18 protein-coding genes and 1 pseudogene are annotated in these 16,127 nt (G+C 62.4%); 5 read left to right on the top strand and 14 right to left on the bottom strand.

What is annotated here, in order from left to right:
• Nucleotides 1–30: 30 nt before the first annotated feature.
• The 4 genes from hutH to ACVWY1_RS00245 form a co-directional block, all read right to left on the bottom strand.
• Nucleotides 31–1,554, bottom strand: coding sequence for a histidine ammonia-lyase (hutH, locus tag ACVWY1_RS00260; RefSeq protein WP_457377595.1), 1,524 nt, complete (start codon nt 1,552–1,554; stop codon nt 31–33).
• A 12-nt stretch (nt 1,555–1,566) separates the two neighbouring features.
• Nucleotides 1,567–2,400, bottom strand: a complete 834-nt coding sequence (locus ACVWY1_RS00255) for a quaternary amine ABC transporter ATP-binding protein (protein WP_457377594.1) — start codon at nt 2,398–2,400, stop codon at nt 1,567–1,569.
• Nucleotides 2,397–3,248: an ABC transporter permease gene (locus tag ACVWY1_RS00250; protein ID WP_046855584.1), complete on the bottom strand. Its 852-nt coding sequence runs from the start codon at nt 3,246–3,248 to the stop codon at nt 2,397–2,399. Before ACVWY1_RS00250 ends, ACVWY1_RS00255 begins: the two co-directional genes overlap by 4 nt.
• A gap of 76 nt (nt 3,249–3,324) precedes the next feature.
• Nucleotides 3,325–4,293 carry an ABC transporter substrate-binding protein gene (locus ACVWY1_RS00245; RefSeq protein WP_457377593.1) on the bottom strand — a complete coding sequence of 323 codons (969 nt, stop codon included), beginning with the start codon at nt 4,291–4,293 and terminating at the stop codon, nt 3,325–3,327.
• A 102-nt stretch (nt 4,294–4,395) separates the two neighbouring features.
• Here ACVWY1_RS00245 and ACVWY1_RS00240 point away from each other — a divergent pair, with 102 nt between their 5' ends.
• Nucleotides 4,396–5,331, top strand: coding sequence for a LysR family transcriptional regulator (locus ACVWY1_RS00240; RefSeq protein ID WP_258701590.1), 936 nt, complete (start codon nt 4,396–4,398; stop codon nt 5,329–5,331).
• 24 nt (nt 5,332–5,355) lie between these two features.
• Here the strand turns inward: ACVWY1_RS00240 and ACVWY1_RS00235 are convergent, their stop codons facing one another.
• The 5 genes from ACVWY1_RS00235 to ACVWY1_RS00215 form a co-directional block, all read right to left on the bottom strand.
• On the bottom strand, nt 5,356–5,676 hold the full coding sequence (locus ACVWY1_RS00235) for a hypothetical protein (protein WP_457377592.1): 321 nt from the start codon (nt 5,674–5,676) through the stop codon (nt 5,356–5,358).
• 104 nt (nt 5,677–5,780) lie between these two features.
• Nucleotides 5,781–6,026: a DUF3630 family protein gene (locus ACVWY1_RS00230; protein ID WP_102682061.1), complete on the bottom strand. Its 246-nt coding sequence runs from the start codon at nt 6,024–6,026 to the stop codon at nt 5,781–5,783.
• A gap of 267 nt (nt 6,027–6,293) precedes the next feature.
• Nucleotides 6,294–7,043, bottom strand: a complete 750-nt coding sequence (locus ACVWY1_RS00225) for a hypothetical protein (protein ID WP_102681977.1) — start codon at nt 7,041–7,043, stop codon at nt 6,294–6,296.
• A 112-nt stretch (nt 7,044–7,155) separates the two neighbouring features.
• Nucleotides 7,156–8,298, bottom strand: a complete 1,143-nt coding sequence (locus tag ACVWY1_RS00220; protein WP_457377591.1) for an AAA family ATPase — start codon at nt 8,296–8,298, stop codon at nt 7,156–7,158.
• A gap of 1 nt (nt 8,299) precedes the next feature.
• Nucleotides 8,300–9,172 (bottom strand): RNA ligase family protein, encoded by an 873-nt coding sequence (locus ACVWY1_RS00215; protein WP_457377590.1) that lies wholly within the window; start codon nt 9,170–9,172, stop codon nt 8,300–8,302.
• A gap of 298 nt (nt 9,173–9,470) precedes the next feature.
• On the opposite strand from ACVWY1_RS00215, the gene ACVWY1_RS00210 reads away from it, so the two are divergent.
• On the top strand, nt 9,471–9,689 hold the full coding sequence (locus tag ACVWY1_RS00210) for a hypothetical protein (protein WP_050705559.1): 219 nt from the start codon (nt 9,471–9,473) through the stop codon (nt 9,687–9,689).
• An 87-nt stretch (nt 9,690–9,776) separates the two neighbouring features.
• Here ACVWY1_RS00210 and ACVWY1_RS00205 read toward each other — a convergent pair whose 3' ends face one another.
• Together ACVWY1_RS00205 and ACVWY1_RS00200 are read right to left on the bottom strand one after the other, a co-directional pair.
• Nucleotides 9,777–10,157: a termination factor Rho gene (locus ACVWY1_RS00205; RefSeq protein ID WP_110704365.1), complete on the bottom strand. Its 381-nt coding sequence runs from the start codon at nt 10,155–10,157 to the stop codon at nt 9,777–9,779.
• A 94-nt stretch (nt 10,158–10,251) separates the two neighbouring features.
• Nucleotides 10,252–10,503 (bottom strand): hypothetical protein, encoded by a 252-nt coding sequence (locus ACVWY1_RS00200; protein WP_277504099.1) that lies wholly within the window; start codon nt 10,501–10,503, stop codon nt 10,252–10,254.
• A 295-nt stretch (nt 10,504–10,798) separates the two neighbouring features.
• Here ACVWY1_RS00200 and ACVWY1_RS00195 point away from each other — a divergent pair.
• Nucleotides 10,799–11,069, top strand: a pseudogene (locus tag ACVWY1_RS00195) (short chain dehydrogenase); the annotation flags it as partial.
• Between the two features lie 243 nt (nt 11,070–11,312).
• Here the strand turns inward: ACVWY1_RS00195 and ACVWY1_RS00190 are convergent.
• Complete coding sequence (locus ACVWY1_RS00190) at nt 11,313–11,501, bottom strand: hypothetical protein (protein WP_434728422.1); 189 nt, start codon at nt 11,499–11,501, stop codon at nt 11,313–11,315.
• Between the two features lie 295 nt (nt 11,502–11,796).
• Here ACVWY1_RS00190 and ACVWY1_RS00185 point away from each other — a divergent pair, with 295 nt between their 5' ends.
• Nucleotides 11,797–12,897, top strand: coding sequence for a mechanosensitive ion channel family protein (locus tag ACVWY1_RS00185; protein ID WP_277504098.1), 1,101 nt, complete (start codon nt 11,797–11,799; stop codon nt 12,895–12,897).
• A gap of 17 nt (nt 12,898–12,914) precedes the next feature.
• On the opposite strand, the gene ACVWY1_RS00180 is transcribed toward ACVWY1_RS00185, so the two are convergent.
• A complete protein-coding gene (locus ACVWY1_RS00180) occupies nt 12,915–13,439 on the bottom strand; it encodes a cupin domain-containing protein (protein ID WP_457377708.1) in 525 nt (174 codons plus the stop codon).
• A 145-nt stretch (nt 13,440–13,584) separates the two neighbouring features.
• Here ACVWY1_RS00180 and ACVWY1_RS00175 point away from each other — a divergent pair, with 145 nt between their 5' ends.
• Nucleotides 13,585–15,372 carry a thiamine pyrophosphate-requiring protein gene (locus tag ACVWY1_RS00175; protein WP_277504095.1) on the top strand — a complete coding sequence of 596 codons (1,788 nt, stop codon included), beginning with the start codon at nt 13,585–13,587 and terminating at the stop codon, nt 15,370–15,372.
• Between the two features lie 192 nt (nt 15,373–15,564).
• Here ACVWY1_RS00175 and ACVWY1_RS00170 read toward each other — a convergent pair whose 3' ends face one another.
• Complete coding sequence (locus ACVWY1_RS00170; RefSeq protein WP_023630687.1) at nt 15,565–16,089, bottom strand: hypothetical protein; 525 nt, start codon at nt 16,087–16,089, stop codon at nt 15,565–15,567.
• Nucleotides 16,090–16,127 lie beyond the last annotated feature (38 nt).

Raw genomic sequence — 16,127 nt, 5'->3', positions numbered from 1 at the left:
CTTGGCCGCCGCTCCTGCTGCCTGCATCGCTCATAGCAGTTCGGGGAAGGCCACGCCAAGCAGGCCGGGATCTTTCAGGATCGATGCACTGCTGGCGATATCCGGTGCCAGCCAACGGTCCTGGGCATAGGCCGGGACCCGTTCGCGCAACAACCGCCAGGCAATGCTGGTACCGGCGCCAAAGCGCTGCTCCTTGAGGAACTCGAAGGCCTGGGCCGCCAACAGGTACTCGATGGCGAGGATCTGCGTGCAGTTCTCCAGGGCGCGGTGCAGCTTCAGCCCGGCATTGGTGCCCATGCTCAGGTGATCCTCCTGCAAGCCGGAGGTGACGTAGTTGTCGATGACGGCCGGTTGAGCCAGCTGACGGTTTTCGGCACACAGTGAAGCGGCCACATACTGGACGATCATCATCCCCGAGTTCACACCCGGTTGGCTGACCAGGAAGGCCGGCAAACCGCTGACCAACGGGTTGATCAGGCGATCGAGACGACGCTCGGCAATCGCCCCGATCTCGGCCACCGCGATGGCCAGCAGGTCGGCCGCCATGGCCACGGACTGGCCGTGCGGGTTGGCTTGGGAAACCACCCGATACGACTCGGGTGTACCCAGCAACATCGGGTTGTCGGTGGTGGAGTTGAGTTCGGTCTCGATCTGCCGCGCCGCGTGTTCCAGTTGATCGCGCGCGGCGCCATGCACCTGGGGGATCGAGCGAATGCTCAAGGCGTCCTGGGTGCGGATGCCATGGCTGCTGGCAATGATTTCGCTGCCCTCGAGCAGGCGCCGCAAGTTCCTGCCCACGCGCTGCATGCCAGGGTGCGGTTTCATCGCGATGATTTCAGGGTCGAAGGCATCGAGTTGGCCGCGCAGGGCCTCGAAGCTCATGGCGCCGATAACATCCGCCCATTGGCTCAGCCGAGTGGCATCGTCCAAAGACAGGCAGCTAAGGCCGGTCATGCAAGGGGTTCCGTTGACCAGGCACAGACCATCCTTGGCACCCAGTTTGATCGGCGCCAGGCCGACCTCGGCCAAGGCTTGCTGCGCCGGCACGATCTGGCCGCGATAGCTGACCTGGCCGACACCCAGCAAGCTGATGCTGATATGGGCCATGTGGGTCAGATACCCCACCGACCCCTGTTTCGGCACCTGCGGGGTGATGTGCTGGTTGAGCAAGGTCAGCAGCGCCTCGACCACCTTGCGCTGAAGGCCGGAACGGCCCTGGCAGAAGTTGATGATCGCCGCGCACATGATCGCCCGGGTCTGCTCGTCCGACAGCGCGCTACCCACGCCGCAGGCATGGCTGAGCAAGGTGTTGTGCGACAGCTGGCTGAGTTGTTCGTCCTGCAACGAGACATTGCACAAGGCGCCAAGCCCGGTGTTGACGCCATAGGCGCGGTCACCGCTGGAAACGATGCGCTGGACGATCGCCTGGGCGTTCTCGATCCGCGCCCAGGCCGCTGGGTCCAGCTCAAGCTTCGCGCCATGCCGGGCCACAGCCACCACGTCCTGCCAGCGAACGGGCGTGTCGGTGATGATGATCTTTTCGGCAAACGACATACACGCGGTTCCTTATAGCGAAGCTACGCGACGCTGCACGAAACGATCGACGTATTCGTCCGCAGGCTGGTAGAGGATTTCTTTCGGCGTGCCTACCTGGATCAGGCGGCCGTCCTTGAGAATGGCAATGCGGTTGCCGATGCGCACCGCTTCGTCCAGGTCGTGGGTGATGAAGACGATGGTCTTGTGCAGGGTCTTTTGCAGTTCCAGCAACTGGTCCTGCATTTCGGCGCGGATCAGCGGGTCGAGCGCACTGAAGGCTTCGTCCATCAGGATGATGTCGGTGTCGGCAGCCAACGCACGCGCCAGGCCCACACGTTGGCGCATGCCGCCCGACAACTGGTGCGGGTACGATTTTTCGTAACCCTTCAGGCCCACGGTATTGATCCAGTGCAGGGCACGCTCCGTGCACAGGGCTTTGCTCTCGCCACGTACTTTCAGGCCGTAGGCGACGTTGTCCAGCACGGTGCGGTGCGGCAACAGGCCGAAGCTCTGGAACACCATGCTGATCTTGCGCCGGCGGAATTCACGCAGGGCCCGCATGTCGTACTGCAGAATGTCCTCGCCATCGACCAGGATCTGGCCGCTGGTGGGGTCGATCAGGCGGTTGAAGTGACGCACCAGGGTCGACTTGCCCGAGCCCGACAACCCCATGATCACGAAGATCTCGCCGCTGCCGATGGACAACGACAGATCGTTTACCCCCACCACACAACCGGTTTCGGCCAGGACCTGCTCTTTGCTTTTGCTCTGGCGGATCAGTTTCAGGGCATCTTCGGCACGCGCACCGAAGATCTTGAAGACGTTCTTGACTTCGATCTTGTTCATCGTCTGCTTGGCGCTCATTTGCCCACCCCATGCCGTGGCCGGCCATAGGCCTGGGTAATGCGGTCGATCACAACCGCCAGAATCACAATGGCCAGGCCCGCTTCGAGGCCGCGGCCCACGTTCAGGGTCTGGATGCCGACCAGGACGTCTTCACCCAGGCCACGGGCACCGATCATCGAGGCGATGACCACCATCGACAGGGCCATCATGGTGGTCTGGTTGATACCGGCCATGATGCTCGGCAACGCCAGTGGCAGCTGCACGCCGAACAGTTGTTGCAGGCGATTGGCACCGAACGCATTGATCGCCTCCATGACCTCGCCATCCACCTGGCGAATGCCCAGGTCGGTCAGGCGAATCAGCGGCGGCGCGGCATAGATGACGGTGGCGAAGATCGCCGGCACCTTGCCCAGGCCGAACAGCATCAGTACCGGGATCAGGTACACGAAGCTGGGCATGGTCTGCATGATGTCGAGCAGCGGCATCAACACCGCCCGCAGGCGGTCGTTGCGCGCCGACAGGATACCCAGCGGGATGCCGACCAGGACCGAGATCAGCGTGGCCACCAGCATCAGCGCCAGGGTCTGCATCAGCTTGTCCCAGAGCCCGACCGCACCGACCAGGAACAGCAAGCCGACGATTACCGCGGTGGGTACGATTCTGCGGGTGGCGTGCCAGGCAATACCGCCGACGATGGCCAGCATCAGCCACCAGGGTGTAGCGCGCAGTAAACCTTCGAGGTTGACGATGGCCCACAGCAGGGTGTCGGAAATGTGCCGGAACACGTCACCGTAGTTGGTGACCAGCGCATCGACCCAACCATTGACCCAGTCGGCGATGGAAAACGTGAAGTCTTTGGGAAACATGGAGTTCTCTCGAGCAAGTGCGTGAAGCGGACTGCTGTGTGGCATGCCCGGCAGGCGCCGGACCGGCCCACACCCTTCAGAGTGCCGCGTCTACCTTTTTGGCTGCGTCTTCGCTGACCCAGCTGTGCCAGACTTCGGGGTGCTCCTTGAGGAACGCCTTCGCCAGTTCCGCCGATTCGATACGGTCCCTGGTCATGCGCGCCAGGTTCTGGTTCAGCAGATCGATCGGCAGGTTGACCTTTTCCAGCACCGCCACCAGTTCCGGTGCCTGCTCGTGGAAGGTCTTCGACACGCCCACCTTGATGGTCACGGATTTGTCCACGCCTGGCTTCTCGTCCAGCTTGACCAGGTCGGCCTGGCCCATCAGCGGGGTCGGCGACCAGTAGTAGAAGAGGATCGGCTCGCCACGCTTGTAGCTCGAGAGCACGGCGGCATCCAGTGCCGGGCCGGTGCCCGGGCGGAAGTTGGTGTAGGTGTTTTCCAGGCCATAGCTCTTGAGCATCTGGCTGTTGTCCAGCTCGCAGGTCCAGCCGGCCGGGCAGTTGTAGAAGCGCCCCTTGTCCGGCTCTTCCGGGTCCTTGAATACCTGGGCGTATTGCCCCAGGTCGGCAATGCTCTTGAGGTTCGGTGCCTTGGCTTCGAGTTTGCGCTTGGCGTCGCCTTCGATCACATAACGCGGCACATACCAGCCTTCGACCGCGCCAACCACCGGCGAGCCGACACCGACGACCTTGCCGGCGGCCTGCGCCTTGTTCCAGACCTCGCTGCGCCCTACCCACTCCTCGGCGAACACCTGGATATCGTTGCTGCTCAGGGCGTTCTCCATGGAGATGGAGTTACCCGGCAGGCTGTCGGTGTCACAGCCATAGCCATTTTTCAGCACGAACTGCATCACCTCGGTGAGCAGCATCCCGCTTTCCCAGTTCAAACCGGCGAACTTCACCGGCTTGCCAGACTCGCACCAACCGGCGGCCTGGCTGGCGCCAGCGCACGCCAGGAGCCCTAGAGAAAGTGTCGTGGTCAGCAGAGCCTTTGTAATTGTCATTGTGACGCTCCCAAACAAGATGATCACTGCGCAGGAGAAATATTTCACAACGATAAAAAAGGATAAAATAATAAGTCCTGATGCATCACCACGGAAAAAACTATGAAGTTCACACTGCGGCAGCTTCGCTACGCGCTCGCAGCGGCCAAGCACGGAAACCTGACCACTGCCGCCATGGAGCTTCATGTTTCACAGCCTTCCATCTCGGCGGCCATCACCGAACTGGAGGAAGTACTGGGGCAATCCATCTTCATACGCCAGCGTGGCCTCGGCATATCGCTGACCCCCTTCGGTCGTACCGTCATGGTGCAAGCGCGTCGCGTGCTGGCAGAGGCCCAGACCTTTGCCGAGATCAATGCCAATGCAGACGAGTGTGTCGGGGAACTGGTGGTGGGATGTTTTGAAGATCTGGCGCCCTATTGCCTGCCGCAGATTGTGCGACGGATGCAGCAGTCCTGCCCAAGGGTCACGGTCGATATGCGCGATGGCAGCTTCGATTATGTGGGCAAGCGGCTCAGTGAGGGCGCGATAGAGCTGGCCATCACCTATGACCTGGGTTTACCGCCGAACACTCAATGCACCCAGCTGTGTCAGCTGACCGCCCAGGTGCTGCTGTCGGCCGATCACCCGTTGGCCAAGGCGCCGCGCGTCAGTCTCAAAGCGCTGGCCGAATACACCCTGGTCGTCACCGATCAGGTCCACAGTTGGCAGCATGTGTTGGATCTGTTCAGCTTTTACGACATTTCACCCGCTGTTGTGCACCGTGTGCGCACCTTTGAGTTGCAGCGCAGCCTCGTCGCCAATGGCTTTGGCGTGGCGCTGATTTATACCCGGCCATTTGGTGACCATAGCTACGATGGCCAAGCGCTGGTGTGTCGGCCGACTCAGGAGAAACTGCCAACCCATAGCATCGTACTGGCGCATGATCAGCGCTACCCGCTGACGCCTTCGGCCGAGGCGTTCAAGGAGCTGGCGGTGGCATGGTTCGCCGAGCGACCGTCGTTTGCATCCGAAGCCGTTAGCAAGCACGGTAATTGACCGAAAGCGGCCATGAGGCCAGCCTCATGACGTTCGACAGGTAAGCCTACGAGCCTTGTGGCGTCGAGACTGCGACAGCGTCCGATCTTCAGCGCTGTGAGTCAAAAGCGTGGTCAACTCGGGATCCATAGGAAACCCATCCTCCAACCATTTGAGCGCTAACCCGGCCCAATAGTCGGAATGTGACATCAGCGCTGTAACGACCAGCGGGTGCAATGTTATGTCGGCAGGCAGTATGTATTTTTCTCCGAGGGCTTTTAACGCGCGGGGCAATTGTTGCGCTGCTTGTTCTAATGGTTTTTCCAGCAGAGGCAGTAACCATACGTAGGTGAATGCCTCTTTCATCCTCTCTCCAAGAATACTGATGGCTGTGCTTTGTATGACATAGGTTGCGTTGACCGACTTCTGCCTGCCGTCACCTGCGCTATCCGGTTACGTGGAATTGCGTGCTACTTAACCAACGCACGTACTCGTTGAGCCATCTCATTGGCATGATCAGGTACAGATATTGAAATGCCCAGATAGTGCTCAAGATGCAGGGTAAGCGCCTGCTCGCCTACCATCAGATCCCAGTAGCGCTGATCCAGGCCGTCGAATTTTTCCTTCCAGTAACCGCCCAGCCCTTGCTCAAGCTGCTGAGCCACGTTCTCGAAAAATTCCCAATCTGCGTGCTCTGATATTTCTATGATCGCCATGCGCCACCTCACCAAGCGAATGCAGATTTTCGTGGTTCTTGCGATCGGCAGCAATAGGGCGTAAGCGGACGGTCTCGAAAGGCCGCAATGGATCGAAGTCCGCCAGGTGGTGTACCTCTCCCCCTTTGGGCTGTTTTGCAGCCCTTCGCGGTTGACCCGCTCCCGCAGGTACTGCGCCAACTCCAGAAATTGCGTAGCCCAAGGAGAGCCGGCTTGGCTTGTCGAGGCGCGAGACAGCTTGCCCCCCGAGTAAACCTTCGGTGCTGTTCAAGGAACTGGATAGAAGCCTCTGCATTCACGTCCTAATGGGCCGTCTGCAAAGGTGTTGCCGCTGCAACAGTCCAAGCCGTCGCGCCCCACGTAGGTACCCGCCCTACACGCTGCAGGCAGCAGCTTCCTCCAGGTTTTAGTCCCTGCGTCGTTTCTGCCCGTGCCATTCAGCTCGTAGGTGCAGTCATGCTTGCGCTTCTCTGCATTCGGCACCTGTTGGTTATAGGCTGCTTCCCCGAGCTGGAGACATTTCTTGAACTTCGGGAGATCCAGTTCGCGTGCAGCCTTTGCCTCTGCAATGATTGCGCTGCATTTGGGGTCGCCAGGTGTAGCGAGGCAGTTGATTCGCCCACTCAATGCCTTGGCTCTCTCCCTCAAACTTACGCACTCCTTTGCCAACAGCGGCTGCGCCGGTGTGCTGGCACACGCTTGCTGATAGAACGCCGGGGTGAAGTCGAACGTATCAGGGTGCGGGCCACTCCCCCGGTACATGACGTTCAAGCACTGCTTTTCGCCGGACTCGAAGCAGATGCGACACGCTTCTCCCTTCACACACTTGCTGTACTTCGTCCCTTCCTTGTGAGCGAACGCTGTTCCATTCATGGCGTTGGAGAAGACGACATGTGCGTCGCAGTTGGCGGGACAAGAAACCCCATCGTCGTAGATCGTGATTTTCTTGACCTCTGCCTGGCTGGCCGGTACCGCCGCTGTGAGGAACAGCATTGAGAACAGGAGTCGGATAAGCATGTGACCCTCCGTGGAACGTGCATGAACCGCTGCTCTTTCGACCTTACCCTCCTCGATAGGCAGGAAGGCATTCAAAGAGCCTAGCAGCCATACTGGCACAGTGCCCTGTGCTTCACCCCGTCACCACCTCATACCTCACCCGATGCGCCTCGGTCGGCAACGGCACCTCCCACTTGAACATCATCCGCCGTATATCGTCATTGCGCAGCGATGTATCCCGGCGCTGGTTACGCCGCATGATCTCCTCCTCCGGCCGCTCCAGGTAGACGATCTCCACCTGCGCCCCGTAGCCGTACAGCAAGTCCAGCGTCCGGCTGCGCATCTGCGCCGACAAGTGCGTCGAGTTCCACACGAAGGGCCTGCGCTCGCGCAACAGCGCCTTGGCCCGGTCGATGGCGTAGTGCGCGGCGGCGCCTTCGTTCTGGCCATGGCGCAGGCCCAGGGCCTGGCGCGCGTCGTCGAACGACACCACCGGCAGGTCCGGGTGGTGTCGGGCAGTCCAGGTGTCCTTGCCGCTGGCCGGCAGGCCGGAGAGCATCACCACCGGGGAGCCCTGGGGTTCGTGCAGCGCATAGTCCGGGTGCACGCGGGCGCCACGCAGGTACTGAATACGCGTGTAGTCGTCGGCAAACGGCCTTGGGCCGTACAAACACCCCTCCTCTGCGGCCAGTTCGCGCCACAGCTCGATGGCGGTCAGCACATCGGCCTTGCCGGCATAGTGGCGGCCCTGCATGTCGGCCTCAGCCACTGCGCAGAGCATCCACACCGGCAGTTCCCAGGACAGCTTGTGCAGCAGAAACTCCGCGCTGCGTCCGCTGCGGTCGCCCTGCAAGGCGAAGAACGGCAATTGATGCACAGTGATGATCCGGCAGATCTGTTCGCGCAGCGCGAACGGCACGCCAGCGCGCCACAGCAGCAGGCGTGCATCCACCGCGCCCCGGCGCGAGTGGCCGGGTTGGCCGATACGCCCGGTCTGTGGGTCGATCATCGTGGTGTCGGGCTTGGCGATGTCATGCAGCAAGGCGGCGAAGAACAGCACGAAGCGCTGCTCGGCGCTGGCGTCGCGGTAAGCGCTCTGCGCCAGCAACGCTTCGACCACCAGCCGGGTATGGACCCACACATCGCCCTCGGCATGATAGGTCGGATCCTGCGGGGTGTCGGCCAGGCGTGCCAGGGCCGGGATGGCCGCCAGGCAGGCGGCGCAGTCCATGTCGTGCCCGGGGTCGGGCACCAGTTGTTGCAGTCGAATATCCATTTCAGAAAGCTCCACAGTCGCCGCGGCGTTCGCCGTGCCAGTCCAGGGACAGGCGCGGTGCGTAGAGATCGACGCCTGCGGCCAGTTGATTGGGTATGAACGGTTGGTTGGCATGGTGCTGGTCAGCGTCGAGGATGGCCTGGACAAAGTCCTGGCGCACCCACTTGAGCCGGCCCAGGGTCTGGCGCTCGTCTTCGAGCTTCAGGTACAGCCCCTCCATGCGGCTCGAGCGGTCGCATTGGCGCCAGGCGCGGGCCAGGTCGAGGCCTTCGCGGCGTACCACCTGCTCGAACACTTCGCGCCAACGCGCAGTCTTGGCCAGCGAGTCGCCGAGCAATGCCATCAGCTCGGCGTAGCGGCGCGGTGCCGGGCCTTCGTACAGCACCGGTACCGACAGCACCGGGCCGTCCGCGAGCAGATGTCGGCGCGCCGCGGTGGACAGGAACTGGCCTGTGGCGCGGTCCCACACGTCGAACTCGCAGAAGAAATGCGGCAGGTGGTCGTAGAACACCGAGTGCTTCTTGTGCAGCCACTCGCCATACAGCACGAAGCGGTCTTCAAGACGCTCCAGCAACCAGTGCTCGTGGGCCACGGCCCATTGCTTGAACAGGTTGAACTGGCGCTCGCGACCACCGCCGCTGAGGTAATGGCCACGCGATTGCAGGCGTAGCTCGCCGCCGTTGGTAAAGCTGATGCCGGCGTTGGCGCCGTCGAGTTTCTCTTCCACCACCAGCCATTGGCCAACCAACGAGCCATAGGCCACCTGGCCGGCATCGCTGTCGCCGTCCTGCAGACGCGAGCCTTGCAGATGCGCTGTGCGGGGGTATTTGAGCAGTTCGAGGGAATGTGCGTCGGCACGAAAATCCATGTTCATGGGTTTCTCCTTGGAAATAGGGAAAAACCGACGACAGGATCAGGCAGGTACGAGGATGAAGCGCCGCCGCGCGCAAGCACGGGCAGCCATCAGGCACGATGGACCGTCGTCGGTATCAGGCGTGTTTGATGGCGCAGGGCACTGGCTTCACCACTTTGGGGAAAGGTTGCGGGGATTCGAGGGCGCACATTCAACAGCAGGTATTAGTCGCGGGTCAAGCCCTCAATAGCAGCAATGTGATAGCATCTGCGCGCCCCTGGAGGGGCAATTTTTTGATATCCCGCAAGGAATACGCTTCGTGAAAGACTTCGTCATCAGCGTCAACAACATCGTTCTCTACATCTCCCTGGCCGTTATCTGGCTGTTCGCGCTCATCACCCTGTTCACCGGCGGATTCCTGCCAGCCCTGGGTGTCTTCGTGGCCGGCAGCCTCGGATGGTGCATAGTCTCCGGCTTCTGGTTCGTCCAGTCCGCCACTTACGAAGAGCTGCGCAAGCTCAACGCCAGCAAGGACTGAAGCATCCGGGCGGCTAGGCACCTCGCCTCGCAGCGCATGGCCGCCCTCCTCCAAGCCTGGAACCGTTATCGGCCGATCAGTACCGCCTCAGCCTTTATTGCGCAGTGCCTCGACCAGTTGCGCCTTGGTCATGCTCGAACGCCCCTTGATATCTTTGCTTCGCGCCTCTTTCATGAGGCTTTCCTTGGTTTGCGTACCCAGTGACGCACCTGACTCACGCGCATGGCCCTGACGCGTTTGCGCCGCCCGCTTGGCCGAATCGGCGCGTGCTGTCTTCTTTTCGCTCGGCGATGTCTTGCTGCCCGACCCACCGGCCTTGTCACCGCCGCCGGACTGCTTGTTGACGGTAGCCCAGGCGCGAGCCTCGGCCTCGTCCTTGGACAGGCCCTTGTGCTCGTAGCTTTGCTCGATGTGTTCGGCCTTGCGCTTCTGTTTCTCGGTGTACTTGCCTTTGTCTCCACGGGGCATGTCGTTCACTCCTGAGTGAGTTTGGCTGAACGGTTGAAATGATTGCCACGCCCGAAGTGCGATCGACAGGACGAATGGTCGGCCACCGCAGGTTCTATTCAACGTGATAGTCCGCACCTGCCACCGCCTTCACGAACGCACGATCGGCAAGCCGGCGCAGGTCGCGCCACTCGGTCCAGTCGATCAACCGCTGCCGATCCATCTCATCGGCCTGGCGCAACAGTTCGTCGTGGTAGGTGCTTGGACAATGCCGACGCAGGGCGTGGTTGTCGTAGGTGTCGAACCAGCGGTTGATTGCTGCCAGCCGGCATTGCGCCGGGGTCATGGGGTCGCTGAAGGCATTCATCGCGGGCCGCCCTGCTTTCTTTAACGGAAGATGGCTGCGCGCCGTACGAGGTTCCGTCCAGCCGCCTGGATGGTCACCACAACGCAATGCCACTGGTGATCTGCGCCTGAACTTTACCGCGCTCCCTGGCTTCCCCTGCATAGACCCGTCACCACAGTGCGCAGGAGATCCAACCCATGAGAGCTTTGATCTGTCGCGGTACCCGCGATGTCCGTATCGATAGGCTTCCGGATCCGGTCGACCTGGATAAGGACGGCCGTGTTTTTCGCGCTACAGCCACACGGAGCGTGCTGCCATGATCGATCCCGCCACCGGCATGAAGCCGGGAGAACGCTATGCCGTGGACAACCTCGAGCGGGTGCATCCGTTCACCGGCTTCTTCCTCGACGGCAAGTACTACCTGGGGCCGGAACTGCTGACCGCCGTGGGGTGGCTGGAGGGGCGGCGATTCATCTATGACAACCTCGATGCCACGGGCGAGCCGGTGTTCGCGAACCGCATCGCCGGCGAGATCAAGGACCTGGTATTGACCCTGGCGGACGGCACTCCCCTGGCAGTGTCGCGCCTCAAGCATTGGCCCCCTGACGAGGGGGCCGGTGAAGTCGAACAGCCCGGACAGCGGCCATCGACACCTGAAGCCCCAGCCTTCGCAGCGGTGCAGGGGCGGCGTCTGCTGGCGGGTGTCGAGCGCTTGCAACGCCACCCCGCAGCCATCCTGGCAACCGCCTTGGCCCTGGGATTCGTGGCGGGCTGGGTGCTGGCGGCACTTGAGCGCAAGCGCCAGTAGGCGGACCAGGCACGCGTGCGCCCTACCCTGGTCTGCGTCTGTCACTCACGGCCATGTGAGGCTTGAAGATCAGCGTAAAACTGCCGGTCAGGCGCGCACGCAATTCTTTGGGCATGGTGTATCCGAAGTGGACAAGCCATGCGCCGTCACCCAACAGGAAGGTATCGCCCCGATAGCGCTTGACCTCGGTTTCGCTGATGCCGATTTCCATTGCCACTTCCAGATCGGTCGGGGTGGTCACCATTTTACAATGGCCTCGGGCAAAATTTTTATTGGAAGGTAAACAGCGCGTGTTCGACTTGAATAAGGGCGCTTTCCCCCCCGGGCGTTCAGGCCAAGTCGCAAGTGTCGGACGAATGGCAGCTGCTGTAACGCGGTGGAGCGCTGGCAGGGTCAAGACGTTCCATAAACCCAGCCGTGAAAATCCGATCGACCTCTTGCCGCACCTCGACGTCCCATGAAAGGACGCTGCACATCCCCGAGGGCAACCAGGAGGCGAGCCACTCATGAATGACCGCATCATTGAACTGTTCACCGATACCACGCTATTCGGTATCTCCATCCTCAACCTGCTGCTGGCGTTGGGTGTCGCCGCCCTGACCTTTGTCGCGGCGCGGGCGGCGATCAGCTTCGTGCAGCGGCGGGTGCGCCGCTGGTCCGAACACGACGGCGCGTTCAGCCAGGTGCTGGCCAAGGTGCTCGGCGGCACCAGCAATGCCCTGCTGCTGCTCGCCTCCCTGCTGGTGGGCCTGGGTATGCTCGACCTGCCTGAGCGCTGGCTGGCCCGGGTGGGCAGCCTGTGGTTCGTGGTGGCGGCGCTGCAGATCGGTCTATGGGCCAACCGCGCCATCGCCCTGGGCCTGCGCCGCTATTTCGCCCGGCACGGCAACGAGGGGCTGAACCAAGGCAGCGCGCTGGCCACCCTTTCGGCCTGGGGCGCCCGGGTACTGCTGTGGTCGGTGGTGGTGCTGGCCATGCTGTCCAACCTGGGGGTGAACATCACTGCCTTCGTCGCCAGCCTTGGCGTGGGTGGCATCGCCGTGGCGCTGGCGGTGCAGAACATCCTCGGCGACCTGTTCGCCTCGCTGTCGATCGCCGTGGACAAGCCCTTCGAGGTGGGCGACTTCATCGTCGTCGGCCCCCTGGCCGGCACGGTAGAGCATGTCGGGCTGAAGACCACGCGGATCCGCAGCCTGGGCGGCGAGCAGATTGTCATGGCCAATGCCAGCATGATCAGCAGCACCATCCAGAACTACAAGCGCTTGCAGGAGCGACGCATCGTCTTCGAGTTCGGCTTGTCCTATGACACCCCCACCGATGCCGTGAAGAAGGCACCCGGCATCATCGAGGAAGCGATCAAGGCACAGGGCCAGGCGCGCTTCGACCGCGCGCACCTGCGGGGCTTCGGCAAGGAGGCGCTGGAATTCGAGTGCGTGTATATCGTCAAGGACCCCGGCTACAACCTGTACATGGATATCCAGCAGGCCATCAATTTCCACCTGCTGGAGCGTTTCTCCAGGATCGGCGCCAAGTTTGCCGTGCCGGTGCGGGCGATCAAGGTTACCGCGTTACCCCAGGAAGACATGCTGCGCTTCAGAGAGGCCTGAATACCGTGGGCTGGAGATCAGCGCCATAGCGTCATCAGGGCGCCTTGTGCGCCGGCCACCGGATCTTGCGCTGGCCTGGACACGGCGGCAATGCGCGCCAGCGCCTGGTCGTATGCGCCGTCCTCGGGCCGTTGGATGGCGTACTTCTCCTGCCCCTGCGGATAAGCCCCCACCACCAGGAAGTCCTCGCTGTGCTCGACACAGCAATGGCCGGTGCCGGCCGGCAGCACCAGGACATTGCCTGCTTTCACGGTCAACGTCTGGCCGCCCGCGCCGCCCAGTGTTACCCGCGCCTGCCCGCAGGCCACCCCCAGCACCTCATGGGCATTGGGGTGGAAATGCTGGTAGTCGAAGATGCCGTCGCGCCACAGCGGCGTCCATTGGTGGGCGGCGAACAATGCCTCGAAGGCGCCCGCGTTGTCCTCGGCCGGTGCAAGGCGCAGGCGGTAGAGCAACACGGCGAAGCGGCTGTTCGGCGTCGCGCCGTCATCGGCGAAATGCAGCGTCTTCTGCGGCTGGGTGGTGCTGTCGAGGGCAAGCATGAGGGCCTCGCGATGAGGTTGGGCGATACCCTTGAGAATCCGCTGCCAGCGTCGAGGTTCCTGCCGGGCGACCAGGTGCATCCAGTGAAACTTTCCCCTTCGCGGCCCAGTCCAGACCCTATCCATCACTGACAGGGACACGACGATGACAACGACGGTAGGTGACTTCCTGGTCGAGCGTTTGTACCAGTGGGGCGTGCGGCGTATCTACGGTTATCCGGGCGACGGCATCAACGGTGTGTTCGGCGCGTTGAACCGGGCCAACGGCAAGATCGCGTTCATTCAGGCCCGCCATGAGGAAATGGCCGCGTTCATGGCCAGCGCCCACGCCAAGTTCACCGGTGAGCTGGGCGTATGCATCGCCACCTCGGGCCCCGGCGCCTCGCACCTGCTCACCGGGCTGTACGATGCACGCATGGACCACCAGCCGGTGCTGGCCATTGTCGGCCAGCAGGCACGGGCGGCGCTGGGCGGGCACTATCAGCAGGAGCTGGACTTGCTGTCGATGTTCAAGGATGTGGCCGGTGCGTTCGTGCAGCAGGCGTCCACCCCTGCCCAAGTACGCCACCTGCTCGACCGCGCGGTGCGCACGGCCGTGGGCGAGCGCCGGGTAACCGCGATCATCCTGCCCAATGACCTGCAGGACCTGCCCTATGAAGCGCCCGCCAGGGCCCATGGCACCGTGCACTCCGGCGTCGGCTACAGCAAGCCGAGGGTGCTGCCCTACACGGCTGACCTGCAGCAGGCCGCCGACGTGCTCAATGCCGGGCGCAAGGTGGCCATCCTGGTCGGTGCCGGCGCCCTGCAGGCGAGCGAACAGGTGGAGGCGGTGGCCGAAAAGCTTGGGGCGGGCGTGGCCAAGGCGCTGCTGGGCAAGGCCGTGCTGCCGGACACGCTGCCCTGGGTCACCGGTTCCATCGGCCTGCTTGGCACCGAGCCCAGCTACAAGCTGATGACTGAATGCGACACCTTGCTGATGATCGGATCCGGCTTTCCCTATTCCGAATTCCTGCCCAAGGAAGGCCAGGCCCGCGGCGTGCAGATCGACCTGCAGCCCGACATGCTCGGCCTGCGCTACCCGATGGAGGTCAACCTGGTCGGTGACGCCGGCGAAACCCTGCAGGCGCTGCTGCCATTGCTCGAACACAAGCCCGACAGGCGCTGGCGCAAGAAGCTCGAAGGCTGGCGCGCGCGCTGGGACAAGACCCTGGAAAAACGCGCCCTGGCCAAGGCCGACCCGATCAACCCGCAGCGGGTGGTGCACGAACTTTCCCCGCGCCTGCCGGATGCGGCCATCGTCACCAGCGACTCCGGTTCCTGCGCCAACTGGTTCGCGCGTGACCTGATGATCCGCCAAGGCATGCAGTGTTCGTTGTCCGGCGGCCTGGCATGCATGGGCGCCGCCGTACCCTATGCGATCGCCGCCAAGTTCGCCTACCCGCAACGCCCGGTGATTGCCCTGGTAGGCGACGGTGCCATGCAGATGAACAACCTGGCCGAGCTGATTACCGTGGCCAAGTACTGGCAGCAATGGGAAAACCCCATGTGGATCTGCGCGGTGTTCAACAACGAGGACCTCAACCAGGTCACCTGGGAGCAACGTGTCATGGAAGGCGACCCGAAGTTCGAGGCCTCCCAGTCCATACCCGACGTGCCCTACCACCTGTTTGCCATTTCCATCGGCCTGCAGGGCATCTTCGTCGAGCGCGAGGACGAAGTCGCCAGTGCCTGGGAACGGGCCTTGGCCGCCGACCGCCCGGTGCTGATCGAGTTCAAGACCGATCCCAACGTGCCGCCGCTCCCCCCGCACATCAAGCTGGAGCAGGCAAAGAAATTCGCCAGCACCCTGCTCAAGGGCGACCCTGACGAGGTTGGGGTGATCGTGCAGACGGCCAAGCAGGTGCTGGGCGCGGTGCTGCCTGGCAAGAGGTGATGCCAGCCTTCCGGGAATCCGCTGGAACTTCACGCCAGGCCCGAGGCCTGCCCTTTCAGACCTATCAAAAAAGGAGACACGACGATATCCCCGCCTTCAACGAGCAGTTGATCGCAGCGCTGGGCCGCTGACATTGGCGCATGGCCCCCTCGTCCCACGCCTGCATCGAGCCGGGGCCATGCTTTGGGTTGTTCACGCCAGCTGGATATACACCGAATAACTACCCAGCAGCACCCAGAACACCAGGAAGATCCACGGGGTACGCAGTGAAAAGAGCAATGACTTGCGATGCCCCGCACGTGAGGTTTCGGCCTCGCAGAACAGGGGGGACTCGTCGTAGGCCAGCCCCATCAAGGGCTCGCTGCGCAGCAAGTGGCTCTGCTTGAGTTGCCAGTGATCGATGATGTTGTACGCCGCCCGAATGCCTGGCCAGGCATTGAGCGAACTCAATACCCCGAGCAAGGCAAGGAACGCAGGCACGATCAGGGTGAACATCTCGCCCCACCCCTGATTGAGGTTGCCCATGGATGAGACGAACGCGATGACCAGAAACGACTGGGCTGCCAGATAGGCGTCCGTGCGATTGGCCAGGATGCTGGTTTCGTACTGGATCTCACGCCGGTAGAAGTCCAGGCGCTCCTTGGGCGAGCCGAACATCCTGGCGTTATGTTCGGTGATTTCGTGTTCGGGGGTCGATGGGGTGATGATTCTAGGCACTCGGTTCTCCTGCGGTCAGGCTCCGGGCAAGAAGAATC

The sequence above is a fragment of the Pseudomonas sp. TE6288 genome, from assembly GCF_054062095.1.
Note: the sequence above shows the minus strand (reverse complement) of the source record. Positions and strands in the feature narration are given on the sequence as shown.